15 protein-coding genes are annotated in these 21135 nt (G+C 68.0%); 8 read left to right on the top strand and 7 right to left on the bottom strand.

All coding sequences use genetic code 11. From position 1 onward, the window contains the following. Window positions 1-72 precede the first annotated feature (72 nt). Both ABD024_RS01535 and ABD024_RS01530 read left to right on the top strand, forming a co-directional pair. On the top strand, window positions 73-2403 hold the full coding sequence (locus ABD024_RS01535) for a Tex family protein (protein WP_343848933.1): 2331 nt from the start codon (window positions 73-75) through the stop codon (window positions 2401-2403). 106 nt (window positions 2404-2509) lie between these two features. After that, window positions 2510-4357, top strand: coding sequence for an autotransporter domain-containing protein (locus ABD024_RS01530; RefSeq protein ID WP_343848931.1), 1848 nt, complete (start codon window positions 2510-2512; stop codon window positions 4355-4357). A 117-nt stretch (window positions 4358-4474) separates the two neighbouring features. On the opposite strand, the gene ABD024_RS01525 is transcribed toward ABD024_RS01530, so the two are convergent. Both ABD024_RS01525 and purD read right to left on the bottom strand, forming a co-directional pair. Further along, window positions 4475-5356 (bottom strand): YbaY family lipoprotein, encoded by an 882-nt coding sequence (locus ABD024_RS01525; RefSeq protein WP_343848929.1) that lies wholly within the window; start codon window positions 5354-5356, stop codon window positions 4475-4477. Between the two features lie 169 nt (window positions 5357-5525). Then, complete coding sequence (gene purD, locus ABD024_RS01520; protein ID WP_343848927.1) at window positions 5526-6809, bottom strand: phosphoribosylamine--glycine ligase; 1284 nt, start codon at window positions 6807-6809, stop codon at window positions 5526-5528. 155 nt (window positions 6810-6964) lie between these two features. Here purD and blaOXA point away from each other — a divergent pair, with 155 nt between their 5' ends. Then, entirely contained in the window at window positions 6965-7801 is an 837-nt protein-coding gene (blaOXA, locus tag ABD024_RS01515; RefSeq protein WP_343848925.1) for a class D beta-lactamase, read from the top strand. 39 nt (window positions 7802-7840) lie between these two features. On the opposite strand, the gene ABD024_RS01510 is transcribed toward blaOXA, so the two are convergent. The 5 genes from ABD024_RS01510 to ABD024_RS01490 all read right to left on the bottom strand — a co-directional run bounded on the left by ABD024_RS01510 (window position 7841) and on the right by ABD024_RS01490 (window position 14943). After that, window positions 7841-9217: an AMP-binding protein gene (locus tag ABD024_RS01510; RefSeq protein ID WP_343848923.1), complete on the bottom strand. Its 1377-nt coding sequence runs from the start codon at window positions 9215-9217 to the stop codon at window positions 7841-7843. Window positions 9218-9354: 137 nt separating this feature from the next. Next, a complete protein-coding gene (gene tsaC, locus ABD024_RS01505) occupies window positions 9355-9927 on the bottom strand; it encodes an L-threonylcarbamoyladenylate synthase type 1 TsaC (RefSeq protein WP_343848922.1) in 573 nt (190 codons plus the stop codon). Next, window positions 9928-12429: a DNA topoisomerase I gene (locus tag ABD024_RS01500; protein WP_343848921.1), complete on the bottom strand. Its 2502-nt coding sequence runs from the start codon at window positions 12427-12429 to the stop codon at window positions 9928-9930. Window positions 12430-12550: 121 nt separating this feature from the next. Beyond that, window positions 12551-13729, bottom strand: coding sequence for a DNA-processing protein DprA (dprA, locus tag ABD024_RS01495; protein WP_343848920.1), 1179 nt, complete (start codon window positions 13727-13729; stop codon window positions 12551-12553). 92 nt (window positions 13730-13821) lie between these two features. Next, a complete protein-coding gene (locus ABD024_RS01490) occupies window positions 13822-14943 on the bottom strand; it encodes a LysM peptidoglycan-binding domain-containing protein (RefSeq protein ID WP_343848919.1) in 1122 nt (373 codons plus the stop codon). A gap of 188 nt (window positions 14944-15131) precedes the next feature. Here ABD024_RS01490 and def point away from each other — a divergent pair, with 188 nt between their 5' ends. The 5 genes from def (at window position 15132) to ABD024_RS01465 (ending at window position 21130) form a co-directional block, all read left to right on the top strand. After that, a complete protein-coding gene (gene def, locus ABD024_RS01485; protein WP_343848918.1) occupies window positions 15132-15641 on the top strand; it encodes a peptide deformylase in 510 nt (169 codons plus the stop codon). Between the two features lie 26 nt (window positions 15642-15667). After that, window positions 15668-16591, top strand: a complete 924-nt coding sequence (fmt, locus tag ABD024_RS01480; RefSeq protein WP_343854409.1) for a methionyl-tRNA formyltransferase — start codon at window positions 15668-15670, stop codon at window positions 16589-16591. After that, on the top strand, window positions 16591-17892 hold the full coding sequence (gene rsmB / locus ABD024_RS01475) for a 16S rRNA (cytosine(967)-C(5))-methyltransferase RsmB (RefSeq protein WP_343848917.1): 1302 nt from the start codon (window positions 16591-16593) through the stop codon (window positions 17890-17892). Before fmt ends, rsmB begins: the two co-directional genes overlap by 1 nt. A gap of 117 nt (window positions 17893-18009) precedes the next feature. Then, on the top strand, window positions 18010-19731 hold the full coding sequence (locus tag ABD024_RS01470) for an ArnT family glycosyltransferase (protein ID WP_343848916.1): 1722 nt from the start codon (window positions 18010-18012) through the stop codon (window positions 19729-19731). 145 nt (window positions 19732-19876) lie between these two features. Next, window positions 19877-21130 (top strand): O-antigen ligase family protein, encoded by a 1254-nt coding sequence (locus ABD024_RS01465; RefSeq protein ID WP_343848915.1) that lies wholly within the window; start codon window positions 19877-19879, stop codon window positions 21128-21130. Window positions 21131-21135: the final 5 nt, after the last annotated feature.

Genomic DNA, 21135 nt, shown 5'->3' with positions numbered 1-21135 from the left:
TATCCGGGCGGCTTGCTATCATCAGCGGTTCCACCCGGCGAGCGCCGGCAACCAAGGAACCGTGGCCAACTCATGCTCAGCATCGAACAACGCATCGCCAACGACATCGCCGCCAGGACCGAACAGGTGCAGGCGGCCGTCGACCTGCTCGACGGCGGCGCCACCGTGCCGTTCATCGCGCGCTACCGCAAGGAAGTCACCGGCGGCCTCGACGACACCCAGCTGCGCCTGCTGGAGGAGCGCCTGCGCTACCTGCGTGAACTGGAAGAACGCCGCGCCGCGATCCTCGCCAGCGTCGAGGAACAGGGCAAGCTCGGCGATGCGTTGAAGGCCGACCTGCTCGCCGCCGACACCAAGGCGCGGCTGGAGGACCTGTACCTGCCGTTCAAGCCGAAGCGCCGCACCAAGGCGCAGATCGCCCGCGAGGCCGGGCTGGAGCCGCTGGCGCTGGGCCTGCGCGACGATCCCACGCTGACGCCGGAAGCGTTCGCCGAGTCGTTCGTCGATGCGGACAAGGGCATCGCCGACGTGCGTGCCGCGCTGGACGGCGCACGCGCGATCCTGATGGAGTCGATCGCCGAGGACGCCCACCTGGTCGGCGAACTGCGCGACTGGCTGTGGTCGCAAGGCCAGATCCGCGCGAAAGTCGTCGAAGGCAAGGAGAATGCGGGCGCCAAGTTCCGCGACTACTTCGACCATGTCGAGCCGATCGCGAAGATCCCTTCGCACCGCCTGCTGGCGCTGATGCGTGCGCGCAACGAAGGGGTGATCGAACTCGAGCTCGCCCCCGCCGCCGACAGTGAGCAGGGCCACGTCGAGGGTGAGGGCCGCGTCGCCGCCCACGCGAACATCCACAACCGCGGCCGCGCCGCCGATGCCTGGCTGCGCGAGACGGTGCGCCTGACCTGGCGCGTGAAATTGCACCTGCATCTCACGCTCGACCTGTTCGGTCGCGTGCGCGAAGGCGCCGAGGACGAGGCCATCCGCGTGTTCGGCGACAACCTGAAAGACCTGATGCTGGCCGCCCCCGCCGGCGCGAAGACGGTGATGGGGCTGGACCCCGGTATCCGCACCGGCGTGAAGGTTGCCGTGGTCGATGCCACCGGCAAGCTGCTCGCCACCGATGTGATCTATCCGCACGAACCACGCAAGCAGTGGAATGAATCGCTCGTGCAGCTGGCGAAACTGTGCAAGCAGCACGGCGTGAACCTGATCGCGATCGGCAACGGTACCGCCTCGCGCGAAACCGACAAGCTGGCCGGCGAACTGATCAAGAAGCTGACTGATCTCAACCTGTCGAAAGTGGTGGTCAGCGAAGCCGGTGCGTCGATCTACTCGGCATCCGAACTGGCAGCGAAGGAATTTCCCGAACTCGATGTGACCTTGCGTGGCGCGATCTCGATCGCCCGCCGGCTGCAGGACCCGCTGGCCGAACTGGTGAAGATCGAGCCGAAGGCGATCGGCGTGGGCCAGTACCAGCACGACGTCAACCAGATCAAGCTGGCGCGCGCGCTGGATGCGCGGGTCGAGGATTGCGTCAATGCCGTCGGCGTGGACGTCAACACCGCCTCGGCCGCGCTGCTGTCGCGCGTCGCCGGGCTGTCGCCGTCGGTCGCCGAGAACGTGGTGAAACACCGCGACGCGAACGGCCCGTTCCCGAATCGCAAGGCGCTGCTGAAGGTGCCGCGCCTAGGCGACAAGGCGTTCGAACAGTGTGCCGGCTTCCTGCGTGTGTCCAACGGCGACAACCCGCTGGATGCCAGTGCGGTACACCCGGAGGCCTATCCGGTGATCGAGCGGATCATCGCGCAATGCGGCCGCGAAGTGCGCAACATCATCGGCGACAGCGGTTTCCTGCGCGGCCTCAAGCCCGAGCAGTTCACCGACGACAAGTTCGGCGTGCCGACCGTGCGCGACATCCTGAGGGAACTGGAAAAGCCCGGCCGCGACCCGCGCCCGGAGTTCGTGGCGCCGAGCTTCGCCGAGGGCGTCGAGGACGTGAAGGACCTCAAGCCCGGCATGATCCTGGAAGGCCGCGTCACCAACGTGGCCGCGTTCGGCGCGTTCGTCGACATCGGCGTGCACCAGGACGGCCTGGTGCACGTCTCGGCGCTGTCGCACACCTTCGTGAAAGACCCGCGCGACGCGGTGAAGGCCGGCGACATCGTCAAGGTCAAGGTGATGGAAGTCGACCTGCCGCGCCAGCGCATCGGCCTCAGCATGCGCCTGGACGACGAACCCGGGCAGGCGCGCAGCGGCCGTTCAGCGGCCGGCAACGAGCGGGCAACGAGCGGCGGCAACGGCGGCCGCACCCCACGTCTTGGCGGCGGGGCGCCCAAGTCCACGCCAGCGCCGACCAACAGCGCGTTTGCCGACGCACTCGCCCGTGCGCGCCAACGTTGATATATCGACCGCACGACCTTGCCATGCAGTGCAGCATGCGGTTCCGTATGGATTAGATTAACGTTATGAAGGCGTAACAAAAGTTACCTACTCAGGAGTGCCACCCATGCCGCGTACCCGCCATCTTGCCGGCGCGATTACCGCCGCCCTGCTGTTCAGCGCCAGTGCCGGCGCCACCGATTTCAGCAACGTCATCGTCTTCGGCGACAGCCTCAGCGACGGCGGCAACATCTCGCTGGCCAGCGCGCCCGCGATCCAGCCGCCGCTGCGCTTCACCACCAACCCGGGCACCACCACGGCGGAAAACGTGGCCGAAGGCCTCGGCTTCACGCTGGCGCCGTCGGCCGCCGGCGGCACCGATTTCGCCTGGGGCGGTGCCGGCTTCGTCAACAACGTGGCCGCAGTGCCGACCATCCCGCAGCAGTTGCAGATGTACCTCGGCGCAGCCGGCGGCAAGGCCGATGGCAACGCCCTGTACCAGGTATGGGGCGGCGCCAACGACGTCTTCTACCTGAGCGGTACGCTGACCGATCCGAACGCGATCGCCGCCGGCACCGTCAACGCGGCGCAGACCGAGCTCGGCATGCTCGGCAGCCTGCAGGCTGCCGGTGCCAGGTACGTGGTGGTGTACAACCTGCCCGACCTTGGCAAGACGCCCTCCGCCGCCGCCGGTGGCGCGGCCGCCCAGGCCGGCGCCAGCCAACTCGCCGTGGTCTACAACGGCGTGCTCAACAGTGGGCTGGCCCAGCTGAGCAACAATGGCCTGAACATCATTCCGGTGAACAGCTTCGCCCTGCTCAACGAGGTGGTCGCCAATCCTTCCGCCTACGGCTTCAGCAACGTCACCGCACCGGCTTGCGGCGCCGGCTCCAGCTCGGTGCAGTGCGGACCGCAGGGCTCGGGCCTGCCGTATACCTATGCGCCGGGCACGGACCAGACCTACCTGTTCGCCGACGGCGTGCATCCGACCTCCGCGGCCCACGCGATGTTCAGCCAGTACGTGCTGTCGGTGATCCATGCCCCGGAACAGATCTCGCTGCTCGGCGAAGCGCCGCTGGCGGCCAGCACTGCGCAGAACCGCGTGATGCGCGACCAGATGCTGACCGAGGGCAAGGATGGTGATGTCCGCACCTTCGTCAACATCGACTACGGCCAGCAACGCTTCGACGCCAGCAACAGCTCCCCGCGCACCAACAGCGACAATTTCAACTTCACGCTGGGCGCGAACTTCTTTGCCGGCGAGCATGTCACGGCCGGCATGGCGCTCGGCATCGGCCAGCACAACGCCGATTTTTCCGGTGGCGGCGGCTACAAGCTGCAGGACATCAGCGGCCTGGGCTATCTCGGCTACCGCAACGGTGGCGGCTACGTGGGCGGCTACGTCAACTTCGGCCAATCCAACTTCAAGGACATCGAACGCCGCATCAGCATCGGCACCATGCAGCGTACCGAAACCGGCAAGGCCGACGGCTCGCACCTGGGCGGCGGGCTCACCGGCGGATGGTGGTTCGATCTCGCCGACAGGCTGCAGACCGGGCCATTCGCCACCCTCGACTGGCAGACCGTGAAGGTCAGCGGCTACAGCGAGAGCGGCGGCGACAGCAGCGCAATGTGGTTCGGCCGGCAGCAGCGTGACTCGCTGCTGTCCACGCTGGGCTGGCGCCTGCGCGGCGAGTGGCAGGTCAACAACCTGCTGATGTCACCGTATGTCGAACTGGGCTGGAACCATGACAGCAGGGCCGACCAGCGTATGGTCAGCGCCGGACTCACCAGCATGAATGGCACGTTCGCCCTGCCCGGCTTCAGTCCGGACAAGAGCTGGGGCACCGCTTCACTGGGCCTGTCCGCCCAGCTCACTCCGAGCGTGCAAAGCTGGATCGGCTATAGCGGTCGCTTCAGCGACAACAGCCAGAAGTACAACAGCGTCAACATGGGTGTACGGATCACCCTCTGATCCGGCAAACCAGCGGCTCGGCCTCCTAGCCGAGCCGCAAAAAAAGCCGTCCGCATTGGCGGACGGCTTTTTTGTGGTCCTTCCGCCTGACGCGGGAAGACGCAGACCCTGCAGCGACTACTTGTTCTTGCCGCCGGTCGCCATGCTCAGGATGGCCGCGGCCTGCTTCTTCATCGTCGCCGCGGCAGCGGCATCGAGTACCTGCACATCGCTGCCGACCTGGTGCTGCTTCAGCACCAACGTGCCGTCATCGCTCCAGCCGGCACGGTCGATCGCACTCGGCTTGCCGTCGCGGTTCGCCTTGGTCTCCTGCACGATCGCCCACGGCTTGCCGTTCTTGTAAGCGTAATCGGTGCTGGTGTAGCCCTTGTCACCGTAGTCGACTTCCTCGCGGATGAACTTCACTTCGCCGGCCTGACGGAACAGCTGCCAGCCGCGCGAATCGTTGGCCTCCAGCTTGGTGCCATGGCTGATCTTCATGCCGCCGATCTGTGCCTTCGCCTCGGCGAAATCGGCCAAGATCTTCTCGCTGGGGGTCTGTTCGGCCACCAGTTCGATCATCACGCCGTCGTTCTTGCTGCCCTTGGCCAGCACCGGCGCCTGGATCGGCATCGTGTACTTGCGGTCGCCGTCGGTCAGGGTCGCCTGGACCACGTACAGATCGTTCGGTTTCACTTCGGCCGGGTTGAAGGTCAGTGTGAACGACTGCGGGAACGAGCCGGCCGGCGAGGTCTTGCTGGCCAGCGGAGCGGAGCCCGCGGCCGTAGACGACACGTTGGCCAGGTTCAGCACCAGGGTGGCGTTCGCCGATGGCGCCGGCGTGCCCGCGCGCAGCGAAATCGTGCCGCTCAGCTGGTTCGGAATCTGGGGAGCGGCAGCGGCCGTGTTCGCGGAAGCGGGCGCAGCGGAGCCCGTCGACTGAGACGGACTGGGAGCGTTGCTGCAACCAGCCAGGGCCAATGCCGCAACCGACATCAGCGACAAAACCGTCTTGCGCATGGGAAAACCTCATCAACGTGAAATCAAGCACGAGGCCGATCAGGCGCTTTGCGCCACGACTCTACGCGGGGGAAGTTCCAAGCATAGCCCAAAAAGGACGGCACGGAAAAGTCAAGCCATCCGATGGCCTACCATGCGCTGGCGTACGTGATCCGAAACGGCGATCGCGTCAATGGCGACGCAAGGCCCGGTGCGCGATGTCACGGCGACAGAACGCGCCGTCGTAATGGATCCGGCTGACCGCGGCATAGGCGTTTTCGCGCGCCGCCGCGATGTCGCTGCCCAGCGCGCAGACGGTCAGCACGCGGCCGCCGGCGGTGGTCACGCGCCCCGCCGGGTCGAGGCGGGTACCGGCGTGGAATACCTTGACGTCGGCGCCCACCGGTACGTCGAGGCCGTCGATCACGTCGCCCAGGCGCACCCGTCCCGGATAACCGCCGGCGGCCATCACCACGCCAATCGCCGGGCGCACGTCCCAGCGCGCCCGGGCATGTTCCAGCCGGCCGTCCAGCGCGGCGTCGATCAGCTCGACCAGATCCGACTTCAGACGCAGCATGATCGGCTGGGTTTCCGGATCGCCAAAGCGCACGTTGAACTCGATCACCTTCGGCGCACCCGATTTGTCGATCATCAGGCCGGCGTAGAGGAAGCCGATGAACGGCGCGCCCTCGGCCGCCATGCCGTGCAGGGTCGGCTCGATCACTTCCTTGAGGATGCGCTGCTCGACTTCCGGCGTGACCACCGGCGCCGGCGAGTACGCGCCCATGCCGCCGGTGTTCGGGCCGAGATCGCCTTCGTCGCGGCACTTGTGGTCCTGGCTGGAAGCCATCGGCAGCGCGTGGCTGCCGTCGCTCATCACGATGTAACTGGCTTCCTCGCCCTCGAGGAATTCCTCGATCACCACCCGCGCCGAGGCCTCACCGAACGCGTGCGCGCCGAGCATGTCGTGCAGCGCCAATTCCGCATCGGCCAGGGTCAGCGCCACCACCACGCCCTTGCCGGCAGCGAGGCCGTCGGCCTTGATCACGATCGGCGCCCCCTGCTTGCGCACGTACGCCAGCGCCGGATTCAATTCAGTGAATACCGCGTAGTGCGCGGTGGGAATGTTGTGCCGCTGCAGGAAATCCTTGGCGAACGCCTTGGAGCCTTCCAACTGCGCGGCGATCGCGCGCGGCCCGAAGATGCGCAGGCCGGCGGCACGGAACTTGTCGACCACGCCGGCTACCAGCGGCACCTCGGGACCGACCACGGTCAAACCGATTTTTTCGCGCTTCGCCAGCTGCAGCAGGCCATCGAGATCATTCATCGCGACGTCGGCGTTGCGCACGCCCGGCTCGCGCGCGGTGCCGGCGTTGCCAGGCGCCACGATCACTTCGTCGACCTGCGAGGATTGCCTGAGCTTCCATGCCAGCGCGTGTTCGCGACCGCCACCGCCGATGACGAGGACCTTCATTGCGCTGCTCCGTGTGAGGCGCGCCATCCGGCGCAGCGCGACATTATACCGGCTACGCTGCCCGCAGACGGCCAGATTCGTGTCCTTCCGCCGAAGGAATGGGCGGCCAGACTCACCCGACATCGGCGGCTGCGCCGTCGCGCAAGGAGGTTCCGATGATTCACCGTTTGCCACCCTGCCTGCTTCTCGCTCTTCTCGTGCTCAGCGCGCCGGGTCATGCCGCGTCCTGGCGCGAACATCCGTCCTGGCAGTCGAGCTTTGCCCAGGCCGGAGTAAAGGGCACCTTGCTGGTCTACGACGAGAAGGCCGATGTCTGGCACGTGTCCGACGCCGCACGCGCCCGCCAGGCCTTTCTTCCGGCATCCACCTTCAAGCTGTTCAACGCGCTTGTGGCGCTGGACAGCGGCGCGGTCAGGGACGAGTTCGACGTGATCCGCTGGGATGGCAAGGTCCGCGGATTGAAGGACGCGCCCGTTGCGGAGTGGAATCGCGACAACAGCCTGGCCAGCGGCATGCGCTATTCGACCGTCTGGTTCTATCAGGAAGTCGCGCGCCGTGCCGGTGAGCAGCGCATGCAGCAGTGGATCGACAAGGCCGGCTACGGCAATCGCGATATCGGCGGCGGCATCGACGCGTTCTGGCTGAGCGGCGCGCTGCGCATCTCGGCCGAACAGCAGATCAGCTTCCTGCGTCGTCTGGCCGACGACAGGCTGCCGTTCTCGCCGCGTGCGCAGGAAATCGTGCGCCGCATCAGCATCACAGAATCGGCGCCCACCTACGTGCTGCATGCGAAGACCGGCTGGGGCACGCGGGCCGCGCAGAACAGCGCGAACGACGACCTGGGCTGGTATGTCGGCTGGGTCGAGCACGCAGGGCGCCGCTGGTTCTTCGCGATGAACATCGACCTGCCTGCCGCGGGCGACGCGGCCAAGCGGGTGCCGCTGACGAAGCAGCTGCTGGCGCAACTGGGCGCCTTGCCGCAAGGCAGCTAGCGGGGTTCGCGGCCGTGCCGTAAACGGCGCGGCCGTGGCTCACTCGTCGTGCTGACCGAGCAGGGCCAGCAACGCCGCGCGCGGCAGCTTGCCGGTTTCGTTGCGCGGCAACGCCTCGACCAGCTTCAGCGGGCGCGGCAGGAACAGCGGGTCGATCGCGCGGCGCAATGCGTCGAGTATCGTGTGTCCATCCAGCCCCGGTGCCACCGCCAGCGCCGCAATGCGATGCACGCCGAGAGCATCGCCATCGCCGAGCTGGAACACCACACCGTCCTGCACGCCTGGTATGGCCAGCAGGCGCCGGCTGAGGTCACCCAGCGAGGCGCGCTTGCCGGCGATCTCCAGCATGTCGGCATGGCGGCCGCGCAGACGGAAGCGGCGGCCGCCGTGGGACAGGCTGACGATGTCGGCCAGGGTGACCGGCGCGTCCAGTTGCGGCGCGTCCACCGCGGTGCCGTCCGGCTGCGGATGCAGGCTCACTGCCTCGTACAGCGACCAGTCCTCGTCGATGGCAGGACGGCGGCTGGCGAATACGCAGGTCTCGGTGGAACCGAACACTTCCAGCAGCGGCGCGCCGAAACGCTGCTCGGCGGCCATGGCCAGCTCGACCGGCAAGGGCGCGGTGGCCGACAGCATCGCCGCGACCGGCGGCAACGCGATACCCGACTCGACCAGTGCGCGCAGGTGCACCGGCGTGGTCACCAGCACCCGCGGCGCCGGCACCTCGGCCAGCGCGGCGGCCACGTCGGCCGGGAAGAACGGCCGTCCGGCATGCACGCCGGCCCCGCCCAGCAGCGGCAGCAGCACCGACATCTCCATGCCGTACATGTGCTGCGGCGGCACCGTGGCGACGACCTCGAAGCGCGGCCCGACCACCGCGCGCAGCATCGCCAGGTTGCCGGCGTTGCTGGCGTGGAAACTCCCCCAGGTCTTGGGATTCGCGCTGGGCGTGCCGGTGGAGCCGGAGGTGTAGCCGATCGCCACCACCTGCCCGGCCGGAATCGACGGCCACGCTGCATCGAGTTCAGGTGGCGGTACGGCATCCAGCGGCGGCAGTTGCCGGTAACCGCGCGGCGCGGGATCGAGCGCCTGCTCGCCCAGTGTGTAGCAGCCCGGATGCGCTGCCATCACCTCGTCCACTGCCTGCGGCGCGCGTGACGACGGCAGCAGGTTGGCTTGGCCACGCAACGCGATGGCGCAGAACGCGACCAGGAACGCATAGCGGTCCTCACACAAATTGACCCCGGCTGCAGCGCCCGGCAACCCGGCAGCCACCGCCTGCACGTGGGCCACGAAGCACGCCGCATTCACCGGCTCGCCGTGACGCCAGGCCACGATCCGTGCGGGGTCGGCCGCGTCCAGCAACGGCAGTCGCGGCGGCGCCTCACGCTGGTAGGTGTCGTAAACGATGGCCAAGCCGCAATCTCCCTGATCTTCGATTCGTCATGCCCCCGCAGAGTCGCGCCGCACCATGAACGGCGGCGTGAATGGCGGCAGCTGGCATCCCGCGGCGGTTCAGCTGGCGCAATGATCCGGCGCGCTCCCGTGGACGCTCAGGCGCGGATGATAGCGCCCGACAACGCATCGCGGATGATTGTGGGGCTCGCCTGGTTGCCCAGTGGAGCGTCCAGCAGACCATCCAGTGCATCGCCGAAGTACTCCGCCACGACCTGCGCCGAGCGCGCCGACGGCTGGCCGTGCGGGTTCGCGCTGGTCGACACCAGTGCGCCGCCGAACGCCCGGCACAACGCGGCGGCTGGTTGGTGCGCGGTGACCCGCAGCGCGATGCCGGCATGTGCGCCGGCAACCCACGTCGGCACGTCGGCCGAGCGCGGAAAGATCCAGGTGTACGGACCGGGCCAGCTCGAGCGAACCTGCCGCAGCACGTCGTTGGGCACCGCAGCCAGCTCGATGTAGCGTTCGACCTGGGCGAAGTCCGCGGCGATCAGCAGCACGCCCTGGGTGGCCGGACGCTGCTTCAACGCGAACAACCGCTCGAACGCAGCCTGATCATGCGGATCGCAGCCGAGGCCGAACACCGCCTCGGTGGGATAGGCCAGCACGCCGCCGCCATGCAGCAGTGCGGCAGCGGCGTCGAGTTCGGCGAGGGTGAAGCGCTGCAGCACTCAGGCTCCGGTTTTGCTGGTCGCGGGCCTCTTTGCAGCGGCCTTCTTCGTGGCGGTCTTTTTTGCCGCCGTCTTCTTCGCCGTGGTCTTTTTCGCCGCAGCCTTCTTGCTGGCGGCCTTCTTCACCGCCGTCTTTTTTGCCGGCGCCGCCTTCTTCGCGGCCGCCTTCTTGGTTGCGCCCTTCTTGCCGAAACGACCCGGCTTGCGTGCCGGTGCAGCCGCCAGCAGTTCCAGGCACTGCGCCTCGGTCAGCTCCTTCGGCTCCTGCTCCTTCGGGATGCGCGCGTTCTTCTCGCCGTCGGTGATGTAGGCGCCGTAACGGCCGTTCAGCACCTGCACGCCGTTGCCGAAGTCGAGGATCAGCCGGTTCGCCAACATCTCAAGTTTTTCCTGCACGATCTGCACTGCGCGTGGCAGCTCGATGGTGTACGGATCATCCTCGGGCTTCAGCGAGGCGTAGGTACTGCCCTGCTTCACGAACGGACCGAAGCGGCCGATCGCCACGCTGACTTCCTCGCCGTTCGGCGCGGCGCCGAGCTGACGCGGCAGCTTGAACAGCTCCAGCGCCTCGGCCAGCGAGAGGGTGTGCATGCTCTGGCCGGGACGCAGCGAGGCAAAGGTCGGCTTGTCCTCGTCGTCCTTGGTACCGATGGCGACGTACGGCCCGAACCGGCCCAGCCGCACCGACACCGGCTTGCCGGTTTTCGGGTCGCTGCCGAGTTCGCGCGCGCCAGTGGCCTCGCTGCGGTCGACCGACTCGGTCTTCTCGTCCACCTGCTGCTTGAACGGCAGCCAGAAGCGCTCCATCAGCGGCACCCAGGCCTCCTCGCCGCGGCTGACCGCGTCCAGCTCATCTTCCATCTTCGCGGTGAAGTCGTAGTCGACGTACTGGGTGAAGTGCTGGGTGAGGAACTTGCTGACCGCGCGACCGACGTCGCTGGGCTTGAAGCGGCGGCTGTCGAGGAACACGTATTCGCGGTTCTGCAGCACCTGGATGATGCTGGCGTAGGTCGACGGGCGGCCGATGCCGTGCTCCTCCAGCGCCTTGACCAAGCTGGCCTCGGAATAGCGCGGCGGCGGCTCGGTGAAATGCTGGTCGGCGGCGATCTCGTGCAGCGGCACTTGTTCGCCCACGGCCAGCCGCGGCAGGCGGCGACCTTCGTCGTCGTCCTCGGCGCTCTTCTGGTCGCGACCTTCCTCGTACACGGCGAGGAAACCCGGATCGACCACCGTGGTGCCGCTGGCGCGGAACGCGGCGTCGCCGCCGACCACATGGGGCACCGCGAATTCCACCGTCACGGTGTTCAGCGTGGCGTGGATCATCTGGCAGGCGACCGTGCGCTTCCAGATCAGCTCGTACAGCTTGCGCTGGTCGTCGTTGAGGAAGGCAGCCACCGATTTCGGGGTGTGCATCGCCGAGGTGGGGCGGATCGCCTCATGCGCTTCCTGCGCATTCTTCGACTTGGTCTTGTACACCTGCGGCGCGTCCGGCAAGGCCTTGATGCCGTAGTCGCGGGCGATCAGCTGGCGCAGTTCGGCCATCGCGTCGTCGCCGAGCATGGTGGAGTCGGTACGCATGTAGGTGATCAGACCGACGTTGCCTTCGCTGCCCAGCGCCACGCCCTCATACAGGCCCTGCGCCACTTTCATCGTGCGGCTGGTGGTGAAGCCGAGCTTGCGCGCGGCCTCCTGCTGCAGGGTGGAGGTGGTGAACGGCGCGGCCGGACGGCGCTTGCGCTCCTTCGAGCCGACGTCGCTGACGGTAAGTCGGCCACGCGTGGCCTGCTTCAGCGCGTCGCGCGCGGCCTGCGCGTCGGCCTCGTTGGTGAGGTCGAACTGTTCGAATTTCTTGCCGTTGAGTTTGGAGAGGCGCGCGCTGAAATCGCCTTCGGCGTGCTTGAGCTGGGCTTCGATGGACCAGTATTCGCGCGCCTTGAACGCCTCGATCTCGTCTTCGCGCTCGACGATCATGCGCAGCGCCGGCGACTGCACGCGGCCGGCGGACAGCCCACGCTGCACCTTGCGCCACAGCACCGGCGACAGGTTGAAGCCGACCAGGTAGTCCAGCGCGCGGCGGGCCTGTTGCGCGTCGACCAGGTCATGCGACAACTGGCGCGGCGCGGCCACCGCGGCCTTGATCGCCTTCGGCGTGATCTCGGAAAACACCACGCGGTGCAGCTGCTTGCCCTTGGTCAGGCCACGCTCCTTCAGGATCTCGCTGATGTGCCAGCTGATCGCCTCGCCCTCGCGATCCAAGTCGGTCGCCAGATAGATGTCGTCGGCCAGCTTGGCCGCCTTGGCGATCGCGTCGACGTGCTTCTCGTTGCGCCCGATGATCTCGTAGGCCATGGTGAAACCGTGCTCGGTGTCGACCGCGCCCTCCTTCGGCTTCAGGTCACGCACGTGACCGTAGGAGGCGAGGACCTGGAAGTCCTTGCCGAGGTATTTGTTGATCGTCTTGGCCTTGGCCGGTGATTCGACGATGAGCAGGTTTTTTGCCATGAAGCTGGATATCCGAAAGTGAATCACCGGCGCTTCCGTGCCGGACGTATATATAGTTGAAACCACGTCGCGCCAACGGCTGTCAAGCCCGACCAGGCCGCATACGCGGCACGACAGCGGCTCAGCCGCCGGGTAATCGCTGGTAGCGGTTGCCCGGCAGGCTCTCGACCCGGGCCTCCAGTTCCAGCATCAGCAGCATCGAGGAAAGTGCGGCGGCCGACTGCCCGGTACGTTGCACAAGTTCGTCCAACGTCGCAGGCGCATGGCCAAGTTCGGTCAAAAGTCGCCGATACACGGAACCATTACACCCTTCCAAACACCCATACGCTGCAGCCATGCCGCCCTCGGTCCGCGCCGGCCCAGCCGCCTCGCCGTCGGCCGCCGCATTCAGCCGGGCAACCAATTCGCCGCCAAGCATGCGCGCTGCCGGTGCCAATGTCTCGACAATCTCCGCCGCGGTCTCGACCAGCCGGGCGCCGTCGCGGATCAGCCGGTGGCAGCCGCGGGCCAACGGATTGTGGATCGAGCCGGGCAAGGCGAACACCTCGCGGCCCTGTTCGGCGGCCAGTCGGGCGGTAATCAGCGAACCGGAACGCAGGCCCGCCTCGATCACCAGGGTACCCAGCGCCAAGCCCGAGATGATCCGGTTGCGGCGCGGGAAGTGGTCCGGGCGCGCGGGCGTCCCCGGCGGAAACTCGCTGACCAACGCACCGTGCGCGGCGATCCGCCGGGCCAGCGCATGATGCTTGCGCGGATACACCCGATCCGCCCCGGTGCCCACCACCGCGACGGTTTTCGCACCGGCATCCAGCGCGGCCGTGTGGGCGGCGCCGTCGATGCCGTCGGCCATGCCGCTGGTGATCGCGAAACCGGCATCGGCCAGCGCCAGGGCAAACGCCCGGGCATGCGCTAGGCCCGCCACGCTGGCGCCGCGCGCGCCCACGATCGCCACCTGCGGATACAGCAGCAGACTGGCCTCGCCGACCACGAACAGCACGGCCGGCGGCTGCGGGATGTGCTCCAGCTGCGGCGGAAAATCCGCTTCGGTACAGCGCAGCAGCCGATGCTCCGGTTCGGCCAGCCAGGCCAGGTCGGCAGCCAGCTGCACCTCGTCGGGCCGGGCCAGCCAGGCCTGGGCCAACTCACCGAGCGGCGCGGCGTGGCGGCGCAGTTGCGCCAAGGCCGCCCGGATATCGCCACCGGCCGCGTCCAGCCGCTCGCGCAGGCCACCCGGGCCAAGGCCGGGCGTGCGCAGGGCGATCAGCCACGCGCGCAATTCATCCAGATCGTCCATGAGCATGGCCGCAGTTTACGCAACAGGCACCCAAGGAAACGGCGCGGTGGGAGCCGCGCCGTCGTGTAGGCAGATGCCGCCGAGGTTCGTGCCGGCGGTTACTCCGGCATGGCCAGGCGGCCACCGACGTGCACCGGACGCAGGCCGTCCATCACCAGGCCATAGCTGACCCGGTCGAAGGTGCGGAACACCATCACGTGGCCGACGTACTCGTCCGGCAGCTTGACCCTCTCGCCGAAGCTCCGGTTCATGCTGTTGCTGGCCACGTCGTCGTGGATCGTCTCGCCCGGCTCGAAGATGGTGTAGGTCTGGCCGTTGTCGACGCCGTCCTTCGCACCGATCGACAGCATCACGACCTGGCGCGAACCGGCCGCATCCATCGCGTCGGCGAAGCCGATCACCTTGGCGTTGGCCGGCACCGACTTCGGCGCATGTGGGTAGTAGTAAGCATCGTACGGCGACTCGTCCAGCGGCATGATGCGATCGCCGCTGCGGATTTCCTGGGTGGCGTTGAGCAGCAGCAGGGTCGCCGGATCGCCCGTGCGCAGCGTCTCGGCGGTACCAATCACGCTGACCTCGACGCCGAGGTCGTCACCCTTGCCGTAGTGGCCGTCGTTGCGGGAATTCTCGCGCCACGGCGAGTTGACCATCGCCGCGTTGCTGTCCAGATCGTGCGCGACCAAGTCGGCGCTGGCCGCATCGCCCTGATCGAAACCGCGGAACACGTGGCTCGGCCGCACGATCGCCCAGCGCTGACCCGGCTCGCCCTGCAGGCCGCGCACGTAGATGTTCTGGCCGACGGCGCCGCGCAGGCGCGATTCCTCGAGGCCGACCACATACGGCGCGGAACTGACCGCGTTCGAGTCCATCACGCGCATGTCCTTCAGGAACATCTTCAGCTCGGACAGCGGGATCGCCGGCACCGCCTCGCCTTCGCGATGCACGCTCGGCTGCAGGCCCAGGCGCGGCCCATTGATGAAGGACAGGTTGAGCACGTCGCCGGGGTAGATCAGGTGCGGGTTGCGCACCTGCGGATTGGCCTGCCAGATCTCCGGCCACAGCCACGGCTTGGACAGGAACTTGGCGGAGATGTCCCAGAGCGTGTCGCCCCGGCGCACGGTATAGCTGTCGGGATGATCGGCCCGCAATTGCGTACCGGCCGCATAGACGGCCACGGTGACCAGCATGCCGGCCAGCAACACGATAATTTTCTTGATCATTGGTGGGAATCCCCCTTCCCCAGATGCTCGGTCGAGTGTAACCGAATGGTTAACGCGCGCAACAGGCGCGAGTTGGCAAAAATCGTCTGTACTCGGACGCTTGCCGACGTACAATGAGACACATTCTAGATGGCGCCGAGGGTGGCTTTTTACCAAGTCGCCCGCACTTTCGGCGCCGAGGTGATGCCATGTCCATGTTGTCCATTCTCGAATTCCCCGACCCCCGCCTGCGCACCCACGCCGCGCCGGTGACCGTGTTCGACGCGAAACTGAAGCAGTTTGTCGCCGACATGATCGAAACCATGTACGCCGCCAACGGCGTCGGCCTCGCCGCGACCCAGGTCAACGTGCACCAGCGCGTGCTGGTCGCCGACATGAGCGACGAGCGCAACCAGCCACTGGCACTGATCAACGCGCAGATCCTCGAGAAGGATGGCTCGCAGGTCTACCAGGAAGGCTGCCTGTCGTTCCCCGGCCTGTACGCCGACGTCACCCGCGCGCTGAAGGTGAAGGTGAAGGCGCAGGATGTGACCGGCGAGGACATCGTCGTCGAGGCCGAAGGCCCGCTGGCGGTGTGCATCCAGCACGAGATGGACCATTTGGAAGGCAAGGTGTTCGTCGACTACCTGTCACCGCTGAAGCGCAACCTGCTGCTGAAACGGCTGGAGAAACACCGCAAGCAGGCGGTCGGTGCTTGAGCAAGGCCGGCTTGAGTAGCCCAGGCTTGCGGCTGGTCTTCGCCGGCACCCCGGAATTCTCCGTGCCCTGCCTCGAGGCCTGCCGCACGAGCGGCGCCGAGGTGGCGGCCGTCTACACCCAGCCCGACCGTCCCGCCGGCCGCGGCCGCAAGCTCACGCCCAGCCCGGTCAAGCAGGCCGCGCTGGCCGCCGGCATCGCGGTCGAGCAACCCGAATCGCTGAAATCCGCCGACGTGCAGCAGCGGCTCGCCGACTACCACCCCGACCTGCTGGTGGTGGTCGCCTACGGCCTGATCCTGCCGCGCAAGGTGCTGGCGATCCCGCGGCTCGGCTGCTGGAACGTGCACGCCAGCCTGCTGCCGCGCTGGCGCGGTGCCGCGCCGATCCAGCGTGCGGTCCTGGCCGGCGACCGCGAAAGCGGGGTCGACCTGATGCAGATGGAAGCGGGCCTGGATACCGGCCCGGTGCTGCTCGATCGACGCACCCCGATCAGCCGCGACGACACCGGCGGCTCGCTGCACGACCGTCTCGCCATGCTGGGCGCGGAGGTGCTGGCCGAGGGCCTGCATCGCGCGCTGGCCGGCGAGGTGCTGGTGGCCACGCCGCAGCCGGAAGACGGCGTGACCTACGCGCACAAGCTGGACAAGACCGAGGCGAAGCTCGACTTCAGCCGCCCGGCAGTCGAACTGGAACGCCAGGTGCGCGCGTTCGACCCATGGCCGGTGGCCGAAGGCGAGATCGCCGGCGAGTCGCTACGGATCTGGGCCGCCCACGCGATCGAGCTCGATCACCATGCCGCGCCGGGCCGCGTGCTGGCCGCCGGCCGCGACGGCATTGACCTCGCCTGCGGCACGGGTGCCCTGCGCGTCACCGCGGTGCAGCGCGCCGGCGGTAAGCGCATCGGCGCAGTCGACTACCTCAACGCCCGCCCCGAATTGCGTCACAGCTGATGAAAGCCGACACCCGCGCCCTGGCCGCCAGGGGACTGGCCGAAGTCGCCCTGCGTGGCGCCTCGTTGCGCGACGTGATGGAGCGCAACGCGCCGCGGCTGGCCGATCCGCGCGACCGCGCCCTGCTGATGGCCCTGCTCAGCGAAGGCGCGCGCTGGTGGCTGCGTTTCGATCCCGCGATCGACGGCCTGCTGGAAAAATCGCTGCGACACAAGGACCCGGCCGTGCATGCGCTGCTGGTGCTGGGCCTGGTCCAGCTGGAGATCCTCGAACTGCAGGACTACGCCGCGGTGGCCGCCACGGTCGAAGCGGTGCGCGCGCTGAAGCGCCCGCAACTGGCCGGGCTGGTCAACGCCGTGCTGCGGCGCTGGCAGCGCGAACGCGAAAGCCTGCTGGTGAAACTCGATGCCAGGCCACAGACCCGCCACGCCCACCCGGCTTGGCTGGCCGCCGCGCTGCAGCGGGATTGGCCGCAACAGGCCGAGACCGTGATGCTCGCTGACAATCGCGAGCCGCCGCTGATGCTGCGGGTCAACCGCCAACGCGGCGAGCGCGCCGCGCTGATCGATCAACTGCAGGCCGCCGGCTACGCGGCGACGGCGCATCCGTGGCTGCGCGACGCGCTGGTGCTGCCGCACAGCGGCGATGTCACCCGCATGCCCGGCTTCGAGGATGGCTTGTTCGCGGTGCAGGACGGCGCGGCGCAAGTGGCCGCCGACCTCGCCGACCTGCACGACGGCCTGCGCGTGCTGGACGCCTGCGCCGCCCCTGGCGGCAAGGCCTGCCACCTGCTCGAGCGCGCCGACATCGACCTCACCGCGCTGGAGTTCGACGCCGTGCGCGCCGAACGCATCCGCCAGAACCTGATGCGGCTGCGCCTGAACGCCAAGGTGGTGATCGGTGACGCCGGCGCGCCGAAGGGCTGGTGGAACGGCCAGTCGTTCGACCGCATCCTGATCGACGCGCCCTGCTCGGCCACCGGCGTGCTGCGCCGCCGGCCGGACGTGCGCTTGCACCGGCGCGAGAGCGACATCGCCGCGATGCACGCGCAGCAACGCCGCATCCTGTCCGCGCTGTGGCCGTTGCTGGCGCCGGGCGGACGGCTGGTCTACATCACCTGCTCGGTGCTGCGCGCGGAGAACGAGGCGATCGTGGGCGAATGGCTGGCGGCGCAACCCGACGCCCAGACGCTGCCGTTCACCCTGCCGGTTGGACAGGCCGCCGCCGTCGGCTGGCAGATCCTTCCCGGCGACGGCGACCTGGACGGCATGTATTACGCGGTGCTGCAGAAACCGCGCTAAGCCAGTACTCGGGCGCCCATGCCATCCTGCCCGCGTCGCCGCGCACACCAGGATGCTCCGTTCGTCGGGCTATGATGCGCACCATCATTGATCGCCGCTGACGGGACATCCCCGCACGTGAAGCCTTGCGTACCTCTGTCCCAGGCCCGCCCGCTATGGCTGCGCAACGCCCGTTGGGAGTTGCTGCTGTTCGGCGTATTCGCGCTGCTGCTGCTCGGCCTTGGCATCGGCCTGCGCGACCCGTGGCCATCCGACGAACCGCGCTTCGCGCTGGTGGCGCAATGGATGGTCGAGCACGGCCAGTGGCTGTTCCCGCATCGCGGCCACGAGCTGTACCCGGACAAGCCGCCAGTGTTCATGTGGCTGCAGGCGCTCAGCTACTACCTCACCCACCACTGGCGCATCGCCTTCCTGCTGCCGTCGCTGGCGGCGGCGCTGGGCGCGCTGGCGCTGGTCTACGACCTGGCGCGCCGGCTGTGGAACCACCGCAGCGCGCTGCTCGCCGCGGCCACGCTGCTGGTGACGATCCACTTCACCTACCAGATGCGCAACGCGCAGATCGACCCTCTGCTGCTGGGCTGGATCACCCTGGCCAACTACGGCCTGCTGCGCCACCTGCTGCTGGGGCCGTCGTGGCGCTGGTTCGCCGCCGGCTGCTTCTTCGCCGGCGTGGGCGTGGCGACCAAGGGGGTCGGCGTGCTGGCACTGCTGATGCTGGTGCCGTACCTGATCGCACGCCGCGGCCATTGGCGCCAGCTGGCGCTGCCCGTCGGCGGCTGGCGTTGGGCCGGCGGCCTGGCGCTGTTCTTCGTGCCGATCTTGGGCTGGCTGCTGCCGATGCTGCTGGTCGCCCACGCCGACGGCGATCCGCAGCACGCCGAATACGTGCAGAACATCCTGCTCGGGCAGACCGTACACCGCTACGCTACGCCAACCGGGCACATCCACTCGCCGTTCTATTTCCTCGGCATCATCGTGGCCGACTGGCTGCCGCTGTCGCTGCTGCTGCCGTGGGCGCTGCCGGCATGGTGGCGACGGCTGCAGCGGCGCGACGCGCGCTTCCTGCTGCCGCTGGGCTGGATCGTGTTGCTGCTGCTGTTCTTCTCGTTCAGCCCGGGCAAGCGCGACGTCTACATCCTGCCGGCCCTGCCAATGACCGTGCTGGCGCTGGCGCCGCTGCTGCCCGGCCTGTTGCGTCGGCGCGGTGTGCGCGCCGCGGTGTGCGCGCTGACCGTGCTGCTGGCCGGGGCGCTCACCCTCGCCGCAGCACTGGCGATCCATCGGCACCCGGCTTGGGCAATCAGGATCGAACAAAGCCTCGATCCGCAGATCTGGTGGATGCTGCTCGGTATCGGCGCCGCCGGCCTGCTGATCGCCGCGCTCACTCGGGTGCGCCGCGCGCCGCTGGGCTGGCTGCTGTTCGCCGGCGTGCTGTGGGGCGTGTACGGCCTGTGGGGCTACCCGATGCTCAACGGCGACCGCTCCGCGCGCGACGTGATGGTGCAGGCGCGCGCCATCGCCGGTCCGGACGCCAGCATCGGCCTGCTCGCCTGGAAGGAGCAGAACCTGCTGATGGCACAGGGGCCGGTCGCCGAATTCGGCTTCCTGAAACCCTGGCCGCAGCAGTACGCCGACGCCACCGCCTGGCTGCGGCAAGATCCGGCACGGCGCTGGATCTTCAGCCTCGACGAAGCGATGGGCAACTGCGTGGATCGCCAGCGCGCCACCTATGTCGGCCACGCCAATCGCCGCGAATGGTGGATGTTCCGCGCCGATGCCGTGGCGCCCGGCTGCGTGCCCGGCGTGAATGCGGATCAGCAGGTCGATGACGCGCCCTGAGCCGTACGCCCATGGACGGCGTACAAGGGAGATGAATCTTCACGTTACAATGTGCCGCACGCAAGCCATGTCGGGGACACTGGCCCGTTAGCATTGCCAGACAGGGATCAGACAGGGAATACAGTTGGCTCGACAGGCTCCTCACGTGCGCGCACACCCTGCTTCATGGCAGATCTGGACGGCTTCACTGCTGCTGGCGGTTATGCCGCTGTGTTTCGCCGTATCCGGGCGGCTCAAGACCGTGCCGATGGTGTTGCTGTTCATGGCTGGCCTGGCCCTGCTGGTCACCCGCACGGAAACCCGGCACGCCTGCCGCCTGGCCTGGCCAGTGGCCGCTGCCTGCGTGCTGCGCTTGCTGTACGACGTCGGCAACTTCCTCGGACACCGGCTCGACTGGCCCACCCTCGACCTGCCGGCACAGACGCTGCTGTTCCTGGGCATCGCGGCCGTCTTCACCCTGCCGCTGAAGCAGCGCGTGATCGCGATCGGCTTCAGCCTGACCGCCCTGCTGCTCGGGGCGGTCAGCCTTTACCAGCGCTACATGCTGGGCGCCGACCGCCCGTACGGGTTGAACGGCGGCGACTGGGCCGCGGTCGAGTTTGCGATGTATCTGCTGGTGCTGGTGCTGCTGTCGATGCTGCAGGCGCTGCGCCCGGGCACTCGCCGCGGTGACCGTTGGCTGCATGTCGCGGCCGTGGTGGTCGGCCTGTATGGCGCGGTACTGACCCAGAGCCGCGGCCCGCTGCTGTCGTTCGCTCCGATCTACCTCGGCCTCATGCTGTGGTTCGCCATGCGTTCGCGGCACTGGCGCCGCATGCTGGCGCTGTTCGCGGTGACCGTGCTCGGCATGCTGACGGTCACCGCCACGCTGCACCGGGAGATGGTCGAGCGACTGACCGATGTCCCGGCCGAAATCGCCAGCTACAACGCCGGTAGCAGCAGCGATGCCGCCGGCGCCGTCGGCGAACGGCTGGAGATGTGGCGTACCGCGTGGCAGGCCTTCCGCGAACAGCCGCTGGCCGGCATCGGCCTGGACCAGTTCGGTGTCTACGTGCGCGAACAGGCCGCCGTCGGCAACGCCAGCCCGCTGATCGCCAAGTACGTGCACCCGCACAGCGAATACCTTGAATCACTGGTAGCCGGCGGGCTGCCCGCGCTGCTGGTGCTGCTGCTGTTTTTCGCCGTGCCGCTGGCCTTTTTCGCCCGCCATCTCAACCACGCGCAGGAGCCGGTCGCCACGGCCGCCGCGGCCGGGCTGATGGTGATCGGCATGTATGGTCTATGTGCGTTCAGCGACAATGTGTTTTATCGGGCGATGCCGCAATCGCTTTACCTGTTCCTCGTGTTGGGCTTGGCCTTCAGCATCGGCCGTCTGCTGCACAACGCTCCGTCTCGCTGACGTCG

Source organism: Rhodanobacter soli (assembly GCF_039523495.1).
Lineage (GTDB): Bacteria > Pseudomonadota > Gammaproteobacteria > Xanthomonadales > Rhodanobacteraceae > Rhodanobacter > Rhodanobacter soli.
The sequence above is the reverse complement of the archived record's forward strand: the minus strand, read 5'-3'. Positions and strand labels throughout refer to the sequence as shown.

Excerpts from the sequence above, each read along its gene's own strand:
- ABD024_RS01535 (WP_343848933.1), top strand. The coding sequence starts at position 73 with ATGCTCAGCATCGAACAACGCATCGCCAACGACATCGCCGCCAGGACC.
- ABD024_RS01530 (WP_343848931.1), top strand. The coding sequence starts at position 2,510 with ATGCCGCGTACCCGCCATCTTGCCGGCGCGATTACCGCCGCCCTGCTG.
- ABD024_RS01525 (WP_343848929.1), bottom strand. The coding sequence starts at position 5,356 with ATGCGCAAGACGGTTTTGTCGCTGATGTCGGTTGCGGCATTGGCCCTG.
- purD (WP_343848927.1), bottom strand. The coding sequence starts at position 6,809 with ATGAAGGTCCTCGTCATCGGCGGTGGCGGTCGCGAACACGCGCTGGCA.
- blaOXA (WP_343848925.1), top strand. The coding sequence starts at position 6,965 with ATGATTCACCGTTTGCCACCCTGCCTGCTTCTCGCTCTTCTCGTGCTC.
- ABD024_RS01500 (WP_343848921.1), bottom strand. The coding sequence starts at position 12,429 with ATGGCAAAAAACCTGCTCATCGTCGAATCACCGGCCAAGGCCAAGACG.
- dprA (WP_343848920.1), bottom strand. The coding sequence starts at position 13,729 with ATGCTCATGGACGATCTGGATGAATTGCGCGCGTGGCTGATCGCCCTG.
- ABD024_RS01490 (WP_343848919.1), bottom strand. The coding sequence starts at position 14,943 with ATGATCAAGAAAATTATCGTGTTGCTGGCCGGCATGCTGGTCACCGTG.
- def (WP_343848918.1), top strand. The coding sequence starts at position 15,132 with ATGTCCATGTTGTCCATTCTCGAATTCCCCGACCCCCGCCTGCGCACC.
- rsmB (WP_343848917.1), top strand. The coding sequence starts at position 16,591 with ATGAAAGCCGACACCCGCGCCCTGGCCGCCAGGGGACTGGCCGAAGTC.